14 protein-coding genes are annotated in these 16,239 nt (G+C 50.8%); 2 read left to right on the top strand and 12 right to left on the bottom strand.

Annotation, left to right across the window (positions count from 1 at the left end):
* From H567_RS26175 to H567_RS27535, 12 genes are all read right to left on the bottom strand, one after another.
* Positions 1 to 1,267: DUF1156 domain-containing protein (locus H567_RS26175; protein WP_153306286.1), on the bottom strand; the 1,267-nt coding region annotated here is incomplete at its 3' end.
* The gene (locus tag H567_RS0119685) at positions 1,267 to 3,093 is read right to left on the bottom strand and encodes an Hsp70 family protein (protein WP_028322713.1); all 1,827 of its coding nucleotides are present in this window, start codon (positions 3,091 to 3,093) and stop codon (positions 1,267 to 1,269) included. The genes H567_RS0119685 and H567_RS26175, both read right to left, overlap by 1 nt.
* Before the next feature lies 1 nt (position 3,094).
* Positions 3,095 to 4,294, bottom strand: a complete 1,200-nt coding sequence (locus tag H567_RS0119680) for a hypothetical protein (protein ID WP_028322712.1) — start codon at positions 4,292 to 4,294, stop codon at positions 3,095 to 3,097.
* Positions 4,287 to 5,408 (bottom strand): hypothetical protein, encoded by a 1,122-nt coding sequence (locus H567_RS26170; RefSeq protein WP_028322711.1) that lies wholly within the window; start codon positions 5,406 to 5,408, stop codon positions 4,287 to 4,289. The genes H567_RS0119680 and H567_RS26170 overlap by 8 nt, the downstream gene beginning before the upstream one ends.
* Before the next feature lie 183 nt (positions 5,409 to 5,591).
* Positions 5,592 to 9,173, bottom strand: coding sequence for a DUF8742 domain-containing protein (locus H567_RS0119670; RefSeq protein WP_028322710.1), 3,582 nt, complete (start codon positions 9,171 to 9,173; stop codon positions 5,592 to 5,594).
* An 866-nt stretch (positions 9,174 to 10,039) separates the two neighbouring features.
* On the bottom strand, positions 10,040 to 11,182 hold the full coding sequence (locus H567_RS0119665; protein ID WP_028322709.1) for a hypothetical protein: 1,143 nt from the start codon (positions 11,180 to 11,182) through the stop codon (positions 10,040 to 10,042).
* Complete coding sequence (locus H567_RS0119660) at positions 11,172 to 11,711, bottom strand: DUF4365 domain-containing protein (protein WP_035255390.1); 540 nt, start codon at positions 11,709 to 11,711, stop codon at positions 11,172 to 11,174. The genes H567_RS0119665 and H567_RS0119660 overlap by 11 nt, the downstream gene beginning before the upstream one ends.
* 255 nt (positions 11,712 to 11,966) lie before the next feature.
* Positions 11,967 to 12,167: a hypothetical protein gene (locus H567_RS0119655; protein ID WP_028322707.1), complete on the bottom strand. Its 201-nt coding sequence runs from the start codon at positions 12,165 to 12,167 to the stop codon at positions 11,967 to 11,969.
* A gap of 224 nt (positions 12,168 to 12,391) precedes the next feature.
* Positions 12,392 to 13,498 carry a type I restriction endonuclease gene (locus tag H567_RS0119650; protein WP_028322706.1) on the bottom strand — a complete coding sequence of 369 codons (1,107 nt, stop codon included), beginning with the start codon at positions 13,496 to 13,498 and terminating at the stop codon, positions 12,392 to 12,394.
* Between the two features lie 201 nt (positions 13,499 to 13,699).
* A complete protein-coding gene (locus H567_RS0119645; protein WP_028322705.1) occupies positions 13,700 to 14,173 on the bottom strand; it encodes a hypothetical protein in 474 nt (157 codons plus the stop codon).
* 7 nt (positions 14,174 to 14,180) lie between these two features.
* The gene (locus H567_RS0119640; protein ID WP_028322704.1) at positions 14,181 to 14,462 is read right to left on the bottom strand and encodes an ECs_2282 family putative zinc-binding protein; all 282 of its coding nucleotides are present in this window, start codon (positions 14,460 to 14,462) and stop codon (positions 14,181 to 14,183) included.
* Between the two features lie 36 nt (positions 14,463 to 14,498).
* Complete coding sequence (locus H567_RS27535; RefSeq protein WP_028322703.1) at positions 14,499 to 15,158, bottom strand: XRE family transcriptional regulator; 660 nt, start codon at positions 15,156 to 15,158, stop codon at positions 14,499 to 14,501.
* Positions 15,159 to 15,386: 228 nt separating this feature from the next.
* Here H567_RS27535 and H567_RS0119630 point away from each other — a divergent pair, with 228 nt between their 5' ends.
* Both H567_RS0119630 and H567_RS26160 read left to right on the top strand, forming a co-directional pair.
* Positions 15,387 to 15,608: a helix-turn-helix domain-containing protein gene (locus H567_RS0119630; protein WP_028322702.1), complete on the top strand. Its 222-nt coding sequence runs from the start codon at positions 15,387 to 15,389 to the stop codon at positions 15,606 to 15,608.
* Between the two features lie 42 nt (positions 15,609 to 15,650).
* A complete protein-coding gene (locus H567_RS26160) occupies positions 15,651 to 16,124 on the top strand; it encodes a prefoldin domain-containing protein (protein ID WP_153306285.1) in 474 nt (157 codons plus the stop codon).
* The last annotated feature ends 115 nt before the right edge of the window (positions 16,125 to 16,239 follow it).

Here is a 16,239-nt window from a genome sequence, read left to right as displayed (position 1 = left end):
AAGCGTAGTAACACGCGTTTTTTGGGCCTACGTCTAACCGTTCGGATTTAATGCCGTTTCCGGCTACCCTTTGACTACCCACCCGGAACCCAGGTGGAACCCAGTTGGGCTTTGCCTGCTTCGCGAGTGCCTCATGAGCAGTTAGCGGGGAGAGGTATACTCGACCCCGCTCTCCCTCAGCTACAATTGCCATTAGTCTGGCACCCATTCGCCCAGATTGACCTTCTTGCCTGATATGGTCATAGGTTAGCGGTGCCCCTGACATCAAACATAAAAATGCGCTTCTTTTTCCAGCTGTGGTCCCAGCCTTTGAGCTTTCGGGATTCTTCGGTTTTCCCACTTTCACTATAAAACGATATCCATTTCCCTCAATCACCGGTTCCACGTACGCCTCTTTGCCCTTCTTGGTGGAAAGCATGAAGGTGGAGGCAAGCGGCACATCCACGTGAGAAAAAGCCGGGTTCGGGCTCTTGACGGTGCGGGCCCAGAGCCAGGCGATCACCGTGAGCTTTTTCCCCACCAAAGGCTTCAGATCCGGTCGCTCCTTGGCCATCTCTGCCGTGATCTCGATCTTTGGGTAGAGATGCCCGATGCGCTTTTCGGCCTCATCCCGCATCCACTTTCCGTAGTAGCGGACGTCTTCAGCAAGGCCCTGAGCACCGCGCCACTCCCTCTTGAAAAGGGACTGATCTCTCTGCGCTTCAGGGTTAACAGGCGGCCGCCCGGCAAACTTCGGGGGGATCTCGATCATCGCCTTGTTGATCAAAACGGCCACAGGATTGAGGTCACTCGCATAGGCCTCGAGGCCCAACCGCTGCGCCTCGAGAGGCAATGAGCCACCTCCCGCAAAGGGATCGTGGAAGGCGGGGAGTTTTTGCCGGTCGAAAAGTTCCTTTGCGCGTGGGTGATCGGCGTTTTCCGCGCAGGCGCGGCGCCAACTCTGCCAGATTTCATCACGGGCTTTCTGCAGCACTGCTTCGTTATTGGTGTTCTCCCATAGGACAAGGTCTTCGATGATTTTGAACAGCCTCAGACGCTCTTTCTCCTGGGCTTTCTCAGTCGGGAAGAGGTCGGGAAGGCCTGAAGGATCATCCACCATCTGGGCAAAAATCACGGCCCGGGCTGCTGCAAGAGGCCGACGGGCCCACCACAGATGCAGCGTGCTCGGGTGTCCATGGCGAATCGATTTCTCACGAGCACTGGCTTTGTTAATAGCATCCAGGGGGAGGGCTACTTCTATGAGTTTCTTCCTCGCACTGGAACTCATTACATTTCCTCCAGTTCGGAGGGAGTACCAACCACCGGGCGCGCTCCAGGAATCTGACTCACACAAATACAAAGAGGATCATTAGATGCCCTTCCACACTTTGCACAGGGTTGGTAATATAGCATTTCGTGCACCTGATAATCTGGTGGGCGGTGTCTTGTATCAAAGTATCTTGGATCATATTCGTATAGGCATTCACCCGGAATCAACCGAAGATTTTCTCGATCTGCCAAATTCGCTCGTATGCTCAGTGTACCGGTGCTAGACTGCTCTTTGACCAAGGTATCGATACCAAAAGAATCTTTCTGATGTTCATCGACATCCTCTTTACATGGGAATGCGAGACCAAACTCAAGGTTGTGGATCTCTTGCCGATCTTGATCCCTTGCGTTCAATGAACGTGCATGAGCTTCTAAGATCAAGTCGTCGTCTATTCTAATGTCTAATTCGAGTCGCTCATGGAATGGGCGTGCCATTCGATCTACCTTCACAGTAAGGTTGGAGAGGTGGATCCGTGGTTCATTGGGTAGCACTTTCTCGCTAGTGCTCCGTGGTTCACAAATCTGGAATTTGGCTACACCGTCGCGAGGATCCGTGCAATAAAGGTGGAACGTAGCCGATTGTACCTCCCCTTCCCTTGGCATTTCAGTCCCTACCTTAACAAGTGGAAGATAGGAATTTCGCGCCAAAGTAAGTTCAATATTTTTAGCCATCTGCAGGCCAGCCTCATCTGAAGCAATCCATGCTGCGCCTTCAGCAATGATCGTAGCTGTACTTTCAGGGACTTGGACACGCTCTGGGCCGAACCATTCGTGTAAACGTCGTCTTATCGCCGGCATATTGGACATACCCCCGGTAGCCAAGCACAGCGCTACCTGCTCTGGATCGAATCCAGCGTTTTTAAGAACACTCTCGATCCGCTTGAACCCTTTATCGATAAGCGGCGCAACGATTTTTTCAAGTTCTTCTTGGTTTAACGAGTAGTCGAAGTCCTCATCGTCGATACCTTTGAAAAAACTCCCGACGTAGACTTGTGAACGAGCCCTTGCAGAAAGGTCCATTTTGGCACGCTCGCAACGGTTTAATAGGCGAGCTTTAGCTCTTGAATACATGGTTACGGTGCTCTCGATTCCGCGCAAAGTACAGACCTTCTTTATGAGGCTGTTCATGATGCTCTCATCAAAAACATCTCCACCAACCTCCTCCGTTCCGTCGTTCATGATCTGCACAATTCTTCTGCCTAAAGTACGACAAAGTGTCAGATCGAGGGTCCCCCCACCCCAGTCGAACACTAGAATAAGTTTTCTATCATATCGACGAAGCATCGCCTGCAAGTCAGCGGTTCTAAAATACCCGTATAGCGCTGAGAGTGGTTCGTGCACAAACTGTTTAATATTCAGGCCTGCAAGTCGAAAAGCATCCCGCAGAGCACGTCGCTTGTAGCCCTCCATGTCCACAGGGATCGTTACCACTGCCCCGGAAATTTGGCCAAGATCTTGCCCTCGTCTACTAGCTCTTGCCTCATGTAAAACGTGCCGTACAACATCGGCCACAATGTCTACGGGGCTGCGTTCCACCCCCTCGATGAAAACACCGTCTCGCCCCAAAAACAGCTTTGGAGAACGTACTATGTTCCCTTGGACGCCTAATCCGGAATGTGAGAGGCGTTCCCTTGCTTCACGCCCGACTATTGTTTGCTTGCCTTCGTAACAGACTACAGATGGAATAGGCCGCTGCTCATCGTCAAGATAATTGATCGTCCCCTTCCCTCGGACGACAGATATCAGGCTGTTCGTCGTACCAAAATCGAAGCCAACGACGGTCATTTCAATTGTCCCCCTTTATGCGATTCACCTCTCTTTTCAATCCGTCTATTACTCGTTCAGCATGATCTAACATAACATGAACCTTTGGCGGGTCACGCCTTAATGCCTGAAGCCCCTCATCCAAAAGTAACAGTTCCTCTCTAAGACAGCGCAAGACACGACCTTTTAATGTCTCATGATCATTTCTCATGTGAGCCATTTCGTTCTCGTGAGATCGCTTTGTATTGACAATATTTTCAGACAGGACCTCTAATTGGTCCTTCGCAGTATCAAGCTGCTTCATTAGGCGGTTAAGATGAACCTCCAAATCTTTTGCGCGATTAGCAGCCTGTTCTTGAGCTATACGTGCATCTTCCATTTGCTGATTGCAATCTGCAACCTTTTTTTCCAGTACAGAAAACATTACCGCAACACCAGTAGTGTCAAGGGTGTTCATAAGCGCTTTCAGTATAGCCGAATCCGTCCGATGATGTCGTGCTAAGGGCCCCCAGACCCGGCTCTGTAATTGGGATAAAATCCATTCAAGAGAGACTCCTTTATTTTCTTTTAACCAGAGTAGAAAACAGTACAGTGCGTTTACCTGACACTGTTGAGATTTTTTTTTCTTCAGCGCCGCTGTCTCTTCTGGCCAAGGTAGGGATGTAAAATTTTGCGAAGTTAATGCTCGAACTGCATAGTCCTCATTTCCTCCATCTGGGTGATTTCCTAAAATCTCTGCGAGCGAGCGAGACGAGAATGCGGGATGCCTCCGGAGCACGTTACGTGAAAATTCATGAAGTTGCTTAGCTACAGACGGTGTATCAGAGAATTCCATGATAAGCAGCATCAGGTCACGTGTCCTTTCTAAAGTTTTATCAGATATCGCAAGCTGAAGCAGTCTATCGCACTCCTCAGGTTCCAGTTTAGGCCTAGACCGTATTAATCGTTTATCGGACTGGCTCAAATTAAGGCTTAACCTTTTCCTGGTATAGATGGCGCGGATCAAGTCGGCAAGGCTCTGAGGTTTCCCCTGCTTTGAGCCTTTGCTGCCGTCCTTGCTAGCTCTCAGACGTACCTCTTTGTCAGCGTCAGGCGATTCTTTCTCTTTTTCCTTTTGTCCGTGTTGTGGCTCCTGCGTATTGACCAGAGAATCCTTCCCGGTCTCTCTGACTTCGTCAGGTTTCCGACCTTCCGGAGGTGTCAAGCTGTCCCTCTTAAGCATTGTCCTCAATATCCTCCGATATTTTACTAATCAGAGCTTCTGCCCATCTCTCGAGAGAGGGCAAGTTTCTCACTGCCCGTGCGTGGCTCAATGCCCGCTCTAAATCCCCCGATAATACATATAATTCTCCCAGCAGGATATGTAGCTTTACTTTGTCGAACTCAGCTAAATCCCGGATCAAGAATGATTCGATTTCATCTGTTTCTTCTTTGAGATCCTTCAGTGGACGATTGCCCCAACGTAAGATTTGTTCTGTCTCCCAGTCAGTGACCAAAGTCTCAAGTGGGCTGAAAAACTCATTTCCAGCATTCTGCATCGCCGATTTATGATTGGGGGACTCTATCCAGAACGCGTAGCGATTTGCCACACGGCCTATGCGCGAAGCCCCTGATTTATTGGCAGCTTCTCGAAAATGGTTAAAATGAAAATCAACCATGCTTGTTATAGTGCGTGCGAGTGGCCGCTCATAAACAGACAAATTTTCAGCGGCCTTATTGAACCTGCTGATGTAGGCTTCATATTTTAAAGAAGAGTCAGAAGCCTTCTCTTTTGCTAATATCCCATATAAATAAGCGCAGAGCCCATCGCAATATCCTATGGCGGATTTAAATACATCGACTGTGAGGATAAACTCTTCTATCGCACGCGTGTCCAGACGACCTCCAATAGCCATTTTTCTGAATTGTTTTTCGATACCCTCTAAGTCGCTCTCTGAGGCTATGCGGATATCCAGCTCAAAATTGACGCGTACATCAGATTTGCTCAAGACTACCTTGCAGACATCGAAGGAAACATCTGCAATGAAACTTGGAAGACTTGATACCGAGATATCCCTCCCGTTAATCGTGGCACAATCACATCCCTCTACCCGCACGTCTTCCTGAGCTAGCCGACGCGTTATTCGTACAGGGTGCGTCCCTAATTCACGCCCACGCAAAAACATTACCGGCCTGCGTAAGGGGTGCGCCTCAAATCTATGCTTCCACAGGGCCTCTTTTGATAAATAGGTTTTTCCGCAATGCTCACAAGGATAAGATGGAGGCGAGGGGTCGACCGTGAAATCAAAATCTTCTGGCTCGTGAAACTCCATATAGCCTGTGTGCCAAAATCCCATGTGTTTATTCTCCTAAATTATCTCGAGAGACACCTTAAGAGCCCACGCTACGCTGGGTTTTCCATTGCCTCGTACTGAGAAACAGGACTCCAGTCTGGATAGCACGCCAGTCTCAGATTTGCTAGGATGTTTATAATTCTAAGGAATCTTTTTCTTCCCTTATCTATCCACAAGTAGCGAACATCAGGACGGTCGCGAGCCTCTCCCAATAAGCTCAGAGAGAACATAGTTCACGCTGGTCACGCCAAAATCCGGCTCCCGCTGGAAGGGGTTACGGACATAGTGGACCTGGTGGCTATCCCCATCCAGAAACTTCACGATGGCCAGGATATAGTCCTCAGGCTTATTGAGCGAGTAGAGGATCTCGTTCTTGGTGACGGTAACGGTCTGGGCCCCTGATATGCGGCCCTTCACCTCGATAAAACGGAGGCGACCGGTTCCTGGAATGCGGCTTTCGATATCGTATCCCAGCTTGTCGAACTCACGATCCACCGGATCGAATCCAAGGCTCCTTTCCACCTCCATAACGATTTCACGGGCCCGGGCCGCAGCAGCCTGAGTGTCCGGAGAGACTGGAGGTGAGGTTGCAGTTGTTCCCGCCATTTTTTCAAGCAGTCCTGAAGGCACCACGAGAAGCCCTCCGAGGACCACGGGCGGCAAGGGCGAGATCTGCCGTTCGAGGCGCAGATCTTCAAGGCGTTTTTGAAGCCGGGACTGGAGGACGTCCGCCCGCTTGCGGGCCTCGGCCGAATTCAGCCGGGCGTTGGGCTTCCCCGCCTGCTCCTGGAGCTTTAACTGTTCCGCACGGTGATCCCAGTAGGTGATCTCCTTGGCCAAGCGGTCTTTGACGGCAGCCTGGGTCTTGTCGACCAGGGCGATTCTGCGATCTCGGACCTCTTGGAGATGCTCCGGAATAACCTTTGAGACAGCGTGGCTGACCGCGGCTTTTTCGAGGTCTCGGTCGATCCAGGCGCATTCCGGGAGGGCCAGAAACGCATCGACCCCAGGCTCATTGTCCTTGAGCGGCCGGTAGTCCAGGTAGGGGGCATAGTGGAGGTGTCGCGGGTTTCCGCCGGAATCGATCTCGACATAAAGCACGCGCTTTGAAACCACCCTCCTGTCACCGGTGCGGGTTTGCCCTGCGTCCTGGATGGCATGCTCGAGGTAGAACAAAACCCTGGGGTCGGTGCCGGGATCGCGCTCATCCACCAGCACCGCTCCGCGTTTGAGGAGATCGCGCTGGCGCTCGAGGGTCAGATCGATGACCGAGTCTAGGAGCGGATGCCCGGGGCAAATGAAAGCCGCCAGGGGTTGGCCTTGCGGGGCAACCAGGGATTTCTCGAAGGCGATCCGCTCATAGCGGGGTAGCACCGGCTCTCCGATGCCGATCAAACGGTCGCGGTTTCTGACAGGGGCCGGCACGTGGGTGATCTCGTAGCGGCGGGGTTCGCGCTGTTTGGCACTGCCCCCGAGGCGCCGGAAGGCCTCGAGAAAAAAGGATTCGATGTAATGGGGTTGGAGGCGCCGCGCCTCGGCCCGCTCCATCTCCTCCCTGACGCGGTGGACGCGGCTTACGTCCATGGTGTCGTGGGCAAGGGCCTTTTCTTCGAGGAGGTTTTGAAGGTAGCCCCGGTCGAAGGCCTTTTCGACGACCTGGGTCAGCCGGGCCTTGACTTCGGGCTGCTCCCCATAGCGGATCGCCTCGATCAGCAGGTCGCGGAGCGGGCGGCCCTCGAATTGAAGCTTTCCGAGCACGTCGAAGACTTGACCCCCCAGGGCCTGACGGGCCTGGTCGAGCTTTTCGAGGAGCCTCCGGTAGACGTCGCCTTCCCGGGTCTCTTCCGCCACCAGGTTCCAGAGGTGGCAGACCTCCGTCTGGCCGATGCGGTGAATCCGGCCGAAGCGCTGCTCGATCCGGTTCGGGTTCCAGGGGAGGTCGTAGTTGACCATCAGGTGGGCGCGTTGGAGGTTGATGCCTTCCCCCGCTGCATCGGTGGCGAGGAGCACCTGCACCTTGGGGTCATGCCGGAAGGCTTCCTGCGTCTTGAGACGGTCCTCCCGGCCCATCCCGCCGTGAATCATCACAATGGCCTCGCTCCGGCCAAGGAGGGTGGCGACTCGGTTTCCGAGGTAACTGAGGGTGTCTCGGAACTCCGTAAAAATGACAAGTTTCTGATAGGGAGAGGAAAGAGGTTTTATTCGGGCGGCGCGCCCGTATGCTTCGGCCTTATCGGCAGCACGGTTTGCGATGGCGGCCGGGCTGAAGACCTCGCCAAGGAGGCTTGCCAGTTCACGCCATTTCCGGTCCTCACCGCTCCTCCGGACGGATTGCGCAAGGTCCTCCAGGCGCTTCAGGGTCTCGATCTCAGCCTTGAGTTCCACGATCGACCGGGCTGCTGTGGCCTGGTCCAGGACCTCCTCTTCGACGGCTGCCACCTCGCTGTCAGGGGCCTCATCCAGGTCTTGGACGTCATCCTCGTCCAGGGTGGGCGCGGTCGATGTGAGCATAGAAGCGACCACGGCGCCCCGTTGAATGACTTCGAGCTCCCTCAGGCGGCTTTCGAGCCGTTCTCGGCGCCGACGGAGGGACTGGTAGATGGCCTCCGGGGAAGAAGCCAGGCGCCGCTGCAGAATGGTGAGCGCAAACCCGACGGTCCCGGCCCGTTTGTCGTTTTCAAGAGCCTCGGCGCGGTTGAATTCTTCTCGGACGTATTCGGTGACCTCTTTATAAAGGATCGCCTCGGGGTCGGAGAGTCTGTAGGGGGCCGTGTAGGCGATCCGCTCAGGGAAAAGCGGGGTGCCGTCGAACTTTAAAAGCCCTTCTTTGACCATGCGGCGCATGAGGTCGGATACATCTGCCGTGTGGACCCCGTCCCGGAATCGGCCTTCGAATCGGTCCCCGTCAAGAAGCGCCATGAAGAGCTGGAAGTCCTCTTCTTTCCCGTTGTGCGGAGTGGCGGTCATCAGGAGGAAGTGCCGGGTCAGGGTAGACAAGAGCTGCCCGAGCTTGTAGCGCTTGATGTACTTGACCTCGCCGCCGAAGAAGGTCGCCGACATCTTGTGCGCTTCGTCGCAAACCACCAGGTCCCAGCGGCAATCAGGGGCTCGGAGTTTCTGCTGGACATCCTCGTTCCGAGAAAGTTTATCCAGCCGTGCGATGACGAGGTTCGTCTCGAGGAACCAGTTTCCCGTGCGGGCGGCTTCGAGCTTATCGTTGGTGAGGATCTCGAAAGGGAGATGAAAGCGGTGGTAAAGCTCGTCCTGCCATTGCTCGGCCAAGCTACCCGGGCAAACCACCAGGCAGCGTTGGAGGTCGCCCCTTGCGATCATCTCTTTCATTAAGAGGCCGGCCATGATGGTCTTGCCTGCGCCCGGATCGTCGGCCAGCAGGAAGCGAAGGGGCTGCCGGGGGAGCATGGCTTCATAGACGGCTGTTATCTGGTGCGGGAGAGGGTCGATGACCGAAGTATGGACAGCCAGCAGGGGATCGAAGAGATGGGCCAGACGGATCCGTTGGGCCTCGGAGACAAGCCGGAAGAGAGCACCGTCCCCGTCGAAGCTCCAGGGGCGGCCTTTTTCGACTACTTCGAGGCGGTCCTCGTCAAAGCGGTAAAGGAGTTCGTTTGCGACTTTGCCGGTGGGTGTTTTGTAGGTGAGCTCTATGGCCTCCGAGCCGTGCCAGGTGACACTGACGACAGTGACCAGGCCATCGGGGAGAATGCCCCTTAAGGCAGCGTTTGGCTGGAGATCTTCGAGTTTGCTCATTGGTCCACCACCTCACGCAATCTTGTTCATCGCCAGGGAGGACAACATACGGCAGCCCCGAAAAGAGCGTTTGAAATGTTTAAATTTCCTAAAGAGGCAATGTAGGGTGTAGAATCTTGATTTTGTTCTGTCTATGGACATCCGCTTTCTCACCTATACCGATTCGTCGGGATAGTCAATCAAGAAAGGCGCCTCACACGCAAAGCAAGCATTTTTTCTTCGAGCCGAGCCGGAGAAAATCATCAAGAGCATTTAATCAGCGAGCAGAGGAGAGGACAGATCGATCTCTGCCAAGGTGATCATATCGGCCAGTTTTGACGGATCCGGTCAAAGGCGAGGATATTATTTCCGTTGGGGTTGAAAAGATAGGTTTGTTGTAGCGGCAGGCAGCTGATCTCAAGAGGATATGAGGTTCTGAAAACTGGCGGAAAACCTTTGGAACTTATAAGAATATCATACCCGCAGAACACTCTGCGCGGCATCAGAGCAGGTTAGAGTCGACGTTCCTGCTAGACCCCTTGGCTATCTGTAGCCATCACAACACTGAGCGCGAAATTTATGCCGAATGCCTTGGCGAAGCAGCCGGCGAGGAAGTTTAAGGGAGAAATACAATTGGCGACAAGGTGGGATTAGCTGGAAAGCGGCGGGAAAGAGCGGGATGTTCAATGTTTACGTAGCAATTTGCGCATTTTCTTGTCGCAAGATTTTTACAGTGAGCCCATCAATATTGAAATGAAATCTGCGACAAAAAATTTTAACAATTTTATAGTAATGGGCAATCGCAGGTAAATGCAAGGAAACCGCGCGGGAGCGGCTTCCTTGCAAAATTGAGACAAGATGCGTTCTGCATATTAAGTCGCCCGACCTTATGAACATACTTTAGCAGAGAATTCTTGGAAATTTGAAATATTTTCAATCAATCCAACCCGGATGCCAGGTTTTAAAATTGCATTAAAGGAAACATATGCTGTCCCTTTTTCATGCGCACGTACAGCTGTCTCGTACTCATTAGCATTTAATATGCCTTTTGCAAATATAGCTTCTCCTTCCTGTAAAATAGAAAACGAAACTTCTCCGGAACGACGACCATCACTACCAACATCGCCGTTTAACGTTTCAACGGTTCCAATGAGTAACGTTTCCCCTTTTTCATCCTTTTTGGGGCGAAGGTAATTACCTATCTCTTCAATTGCCTTAAAATACTCTGCTTTAAACGCTGCTACAGTTGGGATATTTGGGAATGCATATTTCGGCATCGCAGCCCATGTTATATCAACGGTTATATCACTATTTTCCTTGGCTGCATGCATACGCAGAAGCGCATCGCAAAGATTCGAAGTGATTTCTGGCTTGGCGGTATCTTGTTCTAGCATACCATCAACCGTATCCTGCTCGATGCTTTTGACAAGTTTGTCGCATGCCCTCATGAGAAGCGCGGTAGCTTCGCGAGCAAACGGCCGTGCCTCTTGATATATAGGGGGTTCTATCATTTCATTCAATGGGCAGACAACCTTAACAACGTAGCTACCCACCTCCGTTTGCCCCAACTTGCAGACGCGGAGAAACTCTTCCGCCTCGGATCTGCTCATTCGTGGGTGATGCCTGATTTTATTGACGACAGAACAAGCAGACGCCATCAATGCTCGCTTAACACCTTCGATTAAGCCGGGCGCATCTGTCATTGGAAGCATCCCAGCTGCCGAGTTTTCACCGCCAATGCGAAAACGAACAGTGTCAGAGTTTGCGGTAAGCAGGCTATTTATGATCATATTTATGGGGAGATTTTCTACTTCCGACAACCGAAGAACAATTTCCAATAATGCATCGGTATAGGATGCGTCACGGTCCATAGGAATGATTAGTTGGCGTAACTCATCAGAGGGGTGCCTGAAAAGCCAAAGCCGACGCTTGGAACCTGATACCGCCTCCCAGCCACGAGACTTGGCATAATCACGGAGGGCCGTTGGAGGTATGCCCGCACATAGCTTCACTAAGTCTTTATCCGGCATACAGAAGCTCCTCTTCTCTCGAAAGCCGAGTCATTATCTCACGCAATCTATCCGGATGAAAATACTGATTTTCGGGCAGATAAATCGTCGTTCCGGATGTGTTTTCAGTGGGTGGCGCTCCTTTAAGGCTAACCCACCAAGCACATCGGCGAAGCGAAAGCTCCTCTTCACCACATTTTAACCATTCCAGCTGATTTTCTGGCAGAAATAGCACAACAAGGATTCTCGGCGGGGTAACCGTTTCACTGCGAAGCTTATCATAACGATCCACGCCATCTAGAAAATATGATATTTTATTATTATTGCGTTTAGGTTTCGAGATGGTAGCCTTAAGTTGGACATCTAGAGCTAAATCAGTGAATATTGAATCTTTAGCAAATCTCTCTTTTGCTCGGATGATTGCGTCTACCCCCATCTTGTCAGCTTGCCGTTCAGAAACTTGACATGACATGCCTGCTTGAGCAGCTACTGCGTGGAGATAGGCATAGCTCAACTCAGACTCAATCTCAATGGGTGGCAGCAGCGACATCCCTTGCCTCCTATCCGATTATCAATAATAAATTGATCAGTTTAAACATTAACCCTATGGTCGAATAGCTTCAGACAAAGCTTTCTTGCTCACCTATTTTTCTCCGTGCCTTGGAAGCTTCCCTAAAACTCGTACTCCCGCTCACAGGCGCGAGATAATCAAGTCGCTTGTCTTCCAGTATATCCCTTACGGTAATGATCTAGATTCGTGCTTGCTTTATACTCCACCAGCACTAGCTACAAAGCCTGCCACTGTCTATTCGATCAGCTTGTGATACGTGGGCCCCTTGGTGGTCGAGGAGGCCTTCTTGAACGTGGCATCAATGGCCAGCCGGGGGTACTCAAGCTGTTTACCGCCCAGCAACTCCTTGATGGTCAGAATTTGAACGCGATGGTAGCGCCTTCCCGGCAGGCTCTCTGGTTCATAAAACCCGTCTGTCGCCGCCTCTTCCCGCATGGGCTTTGTCGGCGCGGGTTGAGCGTGATGAATGCACCTATCACGGCCTTTTCCCTTTCCATGTCGCCTTTCAGCGTGGCGATCTGGCTCCTGGCTACGTGCCCGCCTTTTACCTCGACAATTATTTTCTTCGCGATAGCGCTCTTGTCATCGATAAAACGTATGTACCCGTCAATGCCACCTCAGCCACCTTGAGCTTACACGGCATCGCCTCAGCAGGTTATCTATTCAGGTTTCTCCTGATTCATGGCGCCGTCATACAGTTCAATGATGGAGATAATACGGTCGGAGTGTTTATAAATATCGGTGGGGTCATCAATCGGTATTCTGTTCTCCACCTTTTGTTGATCGAAAACTCCCAGGTATTTCTGCTTTGTGTTGAACCATAGCCGGCATATAGGCTTCCGATTGTTGTCATCAAGCAAGATCCCCATGTAGGTTTTGGTATCCCTGTGGGCGATTCGTCCAGGTGGGACAACACGACAGGCGATAGCTCTTACGATTCGGAACCCTTCAAGCTCTTCTTCTGTTGTGATTACCCCTTCTTTGCTGGCATCTCCATTATCCACAGCAGGCTCTTTATCCTCCTGAGGATCACTTTTTGATGACTTGGTTTCGCTTTGTAGAGCACTGCGGAGACGATCGCTGATTTTATCGCTGATGAATTGTGAAAATGCTTTGCTGACCAAGGGGGTGAATTGCTCACGCGCCGATGCCGTGAATCTGGCACCCGGATTTGTTTTGGAAAAAAAGAAACGGACAAATTCCTCGTCCGGACTCTCATATTGAGATGACAATGCTTTTATAATCTCTGATGTATATTTAAGTTCACTGGCAGTGCTAAGCATTTCTTCAAGGTCAAAGTCCTCTTTTGCGAGTTTTTTTATCTCCTCGAGGGCACCGGGGCGCGGATCTAACAGATCAAATTCGAGAAATGGCCTGTCGTCCATTTTGTTTGGTTCTTCAAGATCAGAAAAAAAGCGGCACTGCACCCCATTTGTAAGCATTGCGATCCGGGCTTTTGTAACCGAAAAATATCTGTAAAGCTGAGACATGCTTGCTTGCGATAAATCAGATGAGGCACACTTGCATTCAATAAGCATTATTACATCACCATCTCGCATGATGGCGTAATCGACCTTTTCACCTTTTTTTGTTCCAACATCGGCCACAAATTCCGGTATTACCTCCTGGGGGTTAAAGACGTCATATCCAAGAGCAGATATAAATGGCATTACGAGAGCATTCTTCGTAGCTTCTTCCGTTTGGAGGTGGTCTACCAATTTAGGAATTCTTTGAATCAGTGCTGCGATTTTTTCATCAAAGCTCATCTCTCAATCCCTCCGTTGCTTTTAAACCTCCAAAAAATCCCTCCACCCCCATACCACGCGGCCCACGTGATTAATTCTTTGATATCTCCTGTGTATGCCGTCTGTGGCGGATATTAAGGCCTTTCAATAAACTGAGAATGCTACTATTTCATAAGCAATACCGGAAATGGAAACATAGTGCCAGCATTGCTACGAAATCAATCAAAGTGTAACATAAAGAGTTTTTTCCTTCATTTCACCGTCAGAATCATTCCATCTTATTAGAAGCGCAAATTTCTGCCTTGATCCAAAACTGGGGGCTGCGATTAACTCCACTGACTGACCTGGTTCCATTAACTCCATTGGGAATTTATCCCGAATAATCTTTTCAGGGATTACATCATTGCCATCTGGAAACGATAGATCAACGTCCGACGCCGCAGATTTACCTTTGTTAAATATCTTGAGACGATATTTTTCATTGCCTAATCTGATAAAATTGGCTCCAAGATCAGCCAGCTTTATCTGCGCCGCTTCACGCTGTTCCTTTTCTAAGATCAGAGCATTCACCTTGCTCTGTAAATCAAGAAATGCAGATTCTTCTTTTTTCCAGCTATGCGCGCGAAGAGTAGCATATATCGAGAGTAAAAGCGCACCAGCTGATATAAAATCAGTCAAAGACACATTCATATTCATAATATTATCATTCAAATTTTATGTGCTTATTGCCTTTAAACGCGTTTCGTAGCATGGATTTCATTTCTTTTGCCAGATCATCTTTTACATCTTTGCTAATGTCATTTAAATGCTCTTGGATGTTTTCTGTATTTTCACGGATAAGTTCACCTTTTGTCATTTCACGACCGCAGCCTATACAGCGAACATATGCGTCTTCGGACTGAATAGCATCATCGAATTCAAATTGATCTCCTCCACATGTCGGACAATGTAGGCTAACCTTCCGATCGTACCCTTCTGGTCTCATAGCCCGCCTCCTTTGATTAATTAAAATGGCAATGAGCTATTCGGTCGGCAACTCCCTGGCGAACCAAATCACCTGGCCGATTATTCTCATTTCGCTGAGGTTGAGTTCGTAGGGCGGGTAAATGCCGCCCTGGTCACTTACGATCCTTATCTTATCAGGCGGTATGAAAAACAGGCGCTTAATCTGAAGCAGATCATCCCCGATGTTGATCGCAAAGATGTGGCCTGACCTTGGCTTCGTCCTTCCCCTGTCCACCATGACGAGATCCCAATCCTGCAACGTTGGATGCATGGAATCCCCTCGGACAAACATCAGGACCAGGTTTTCCTTGCAGGTCGCTACTTTGTGAAGCCAATCATTCCTGAAAGCGAGCTTTTTGTCAAAGTTTTCGCTTAGGACCACCGAACCGTTGCCGGCAGAAAGACGTGCCTCCGCCCTGGGGATAAACGAGAAAAGATCCACATCAAAATCCACGCCATGTCTACTTTCCGGCTCAAGCCACTCGGGCCCTTCACCAGAAAGAAGCCAATCTATGTTGATGCGAAAAATGTCTCTGATTTTTTGTAGCACGTCCCCCTTTGGAATAGCACCCTGTTCGTATCTCTGAACAGAGGTTATGTTCACCGAAAGCTTTTCGGCGAATTCCTTTTGAGAAAGCTCCCCCCTAACAGCTTTTATGCGATCACCAAAGTCCATACATCCTGCCAAAGCCTTAAAAATGAGGTTCCCGCTTCTGGGAACCAAACCAGGAACCAGCCTAGCTTAGAAATAATCCAATAAATACATTAAGTTCACATGAATATGACGTGCCTTTAAAAATAGCCAACTGGGAACCGCATTTTTAGGTTGACGACGCTATAAATGCGGTATATAACCGTAAAAAATCAACCACAGGAAAAACAACTCCTCGTCAAAGGGTTTCCTATGACTCCACTGAAGATCAAATACGAGCTCGCGAAGCGAGGGATCTCACAGAGGTCCCTGGCGAAGAAGTTAGAGGTCTCCGAAACGATGGTGTCGGAGGTGATCAGAGGGTTCCGGGTCAGTGACCGCGTCATGCGGGCTATCGCGGATGCAATCGAGCAGGATCACAGAATCGTCTTCCCCAGCTACTACATCAATGGGAAGCGGCGGTCGGTCTCTTAACTGATTACGGTTATTTCTTACCCCAATAATCGTTGGCGGTCAATGTCTAAGAATCCAAAAAGTTTAGACAAACAATTGAGCATCTTCGACCTGGTCAAGGACCTTTCGACCAGGCCTCGGGGGGCTGGAGGCGCCCTTAACGCGGCCAACCAACTCCGTGATGCCATGCGGCAGGCCATCAAATCCTGCCCCCTGTCCCGCCATCAGATTGCCGGAGAGATGAGCCACCATGCCGGCGAAACCATCACCAAAGAAATGATCGATTCTTGGACCCGGGAGCCTGACGAAGGTGACGGACGCTCCAGGCGCTACGTGCCTGCGGAATATCTGCCCGCCTTCTGCCGAGTCACCGGGGATATGGGCCCGTTGACCATCATGTGCCAAATGGTCGGGATGTTTGTGCTGCCAGGCCCCGAGGCGTTGCGCGCTGAAATTCAAAAGCTCGATGAGGAGATCAACCGAATCCGCGACCGGAAAAGGAAGCGCCTCACGTTGCTCAGGGAAATCGAACCATGAAGGAACTGAAGCTGACCGCCAGGGAGCTTGCGGAGATTCTGCAGGTGACGAAGAGGGCCATCAATAAACGTGCCAAGAACGAGAACTGGCCTTATATGAACGGCAACGGCAGGGG

This window comes from Desulfatiglans anilini DSM 4660 (genome assembly GCF_000422285.1).
GTDB classification, from domain to species: Bacteria; Desulfobacterota; DSM-4660; order Desulfatiglandales; family Desulfatiglandaceae; genus Desulfatiglans; species Desulfatiglans anilini.
Note: the sequence above shows the minus strand (reverse complement) of the source record. Positions and strands in the feature narration are given on the sequence as shown.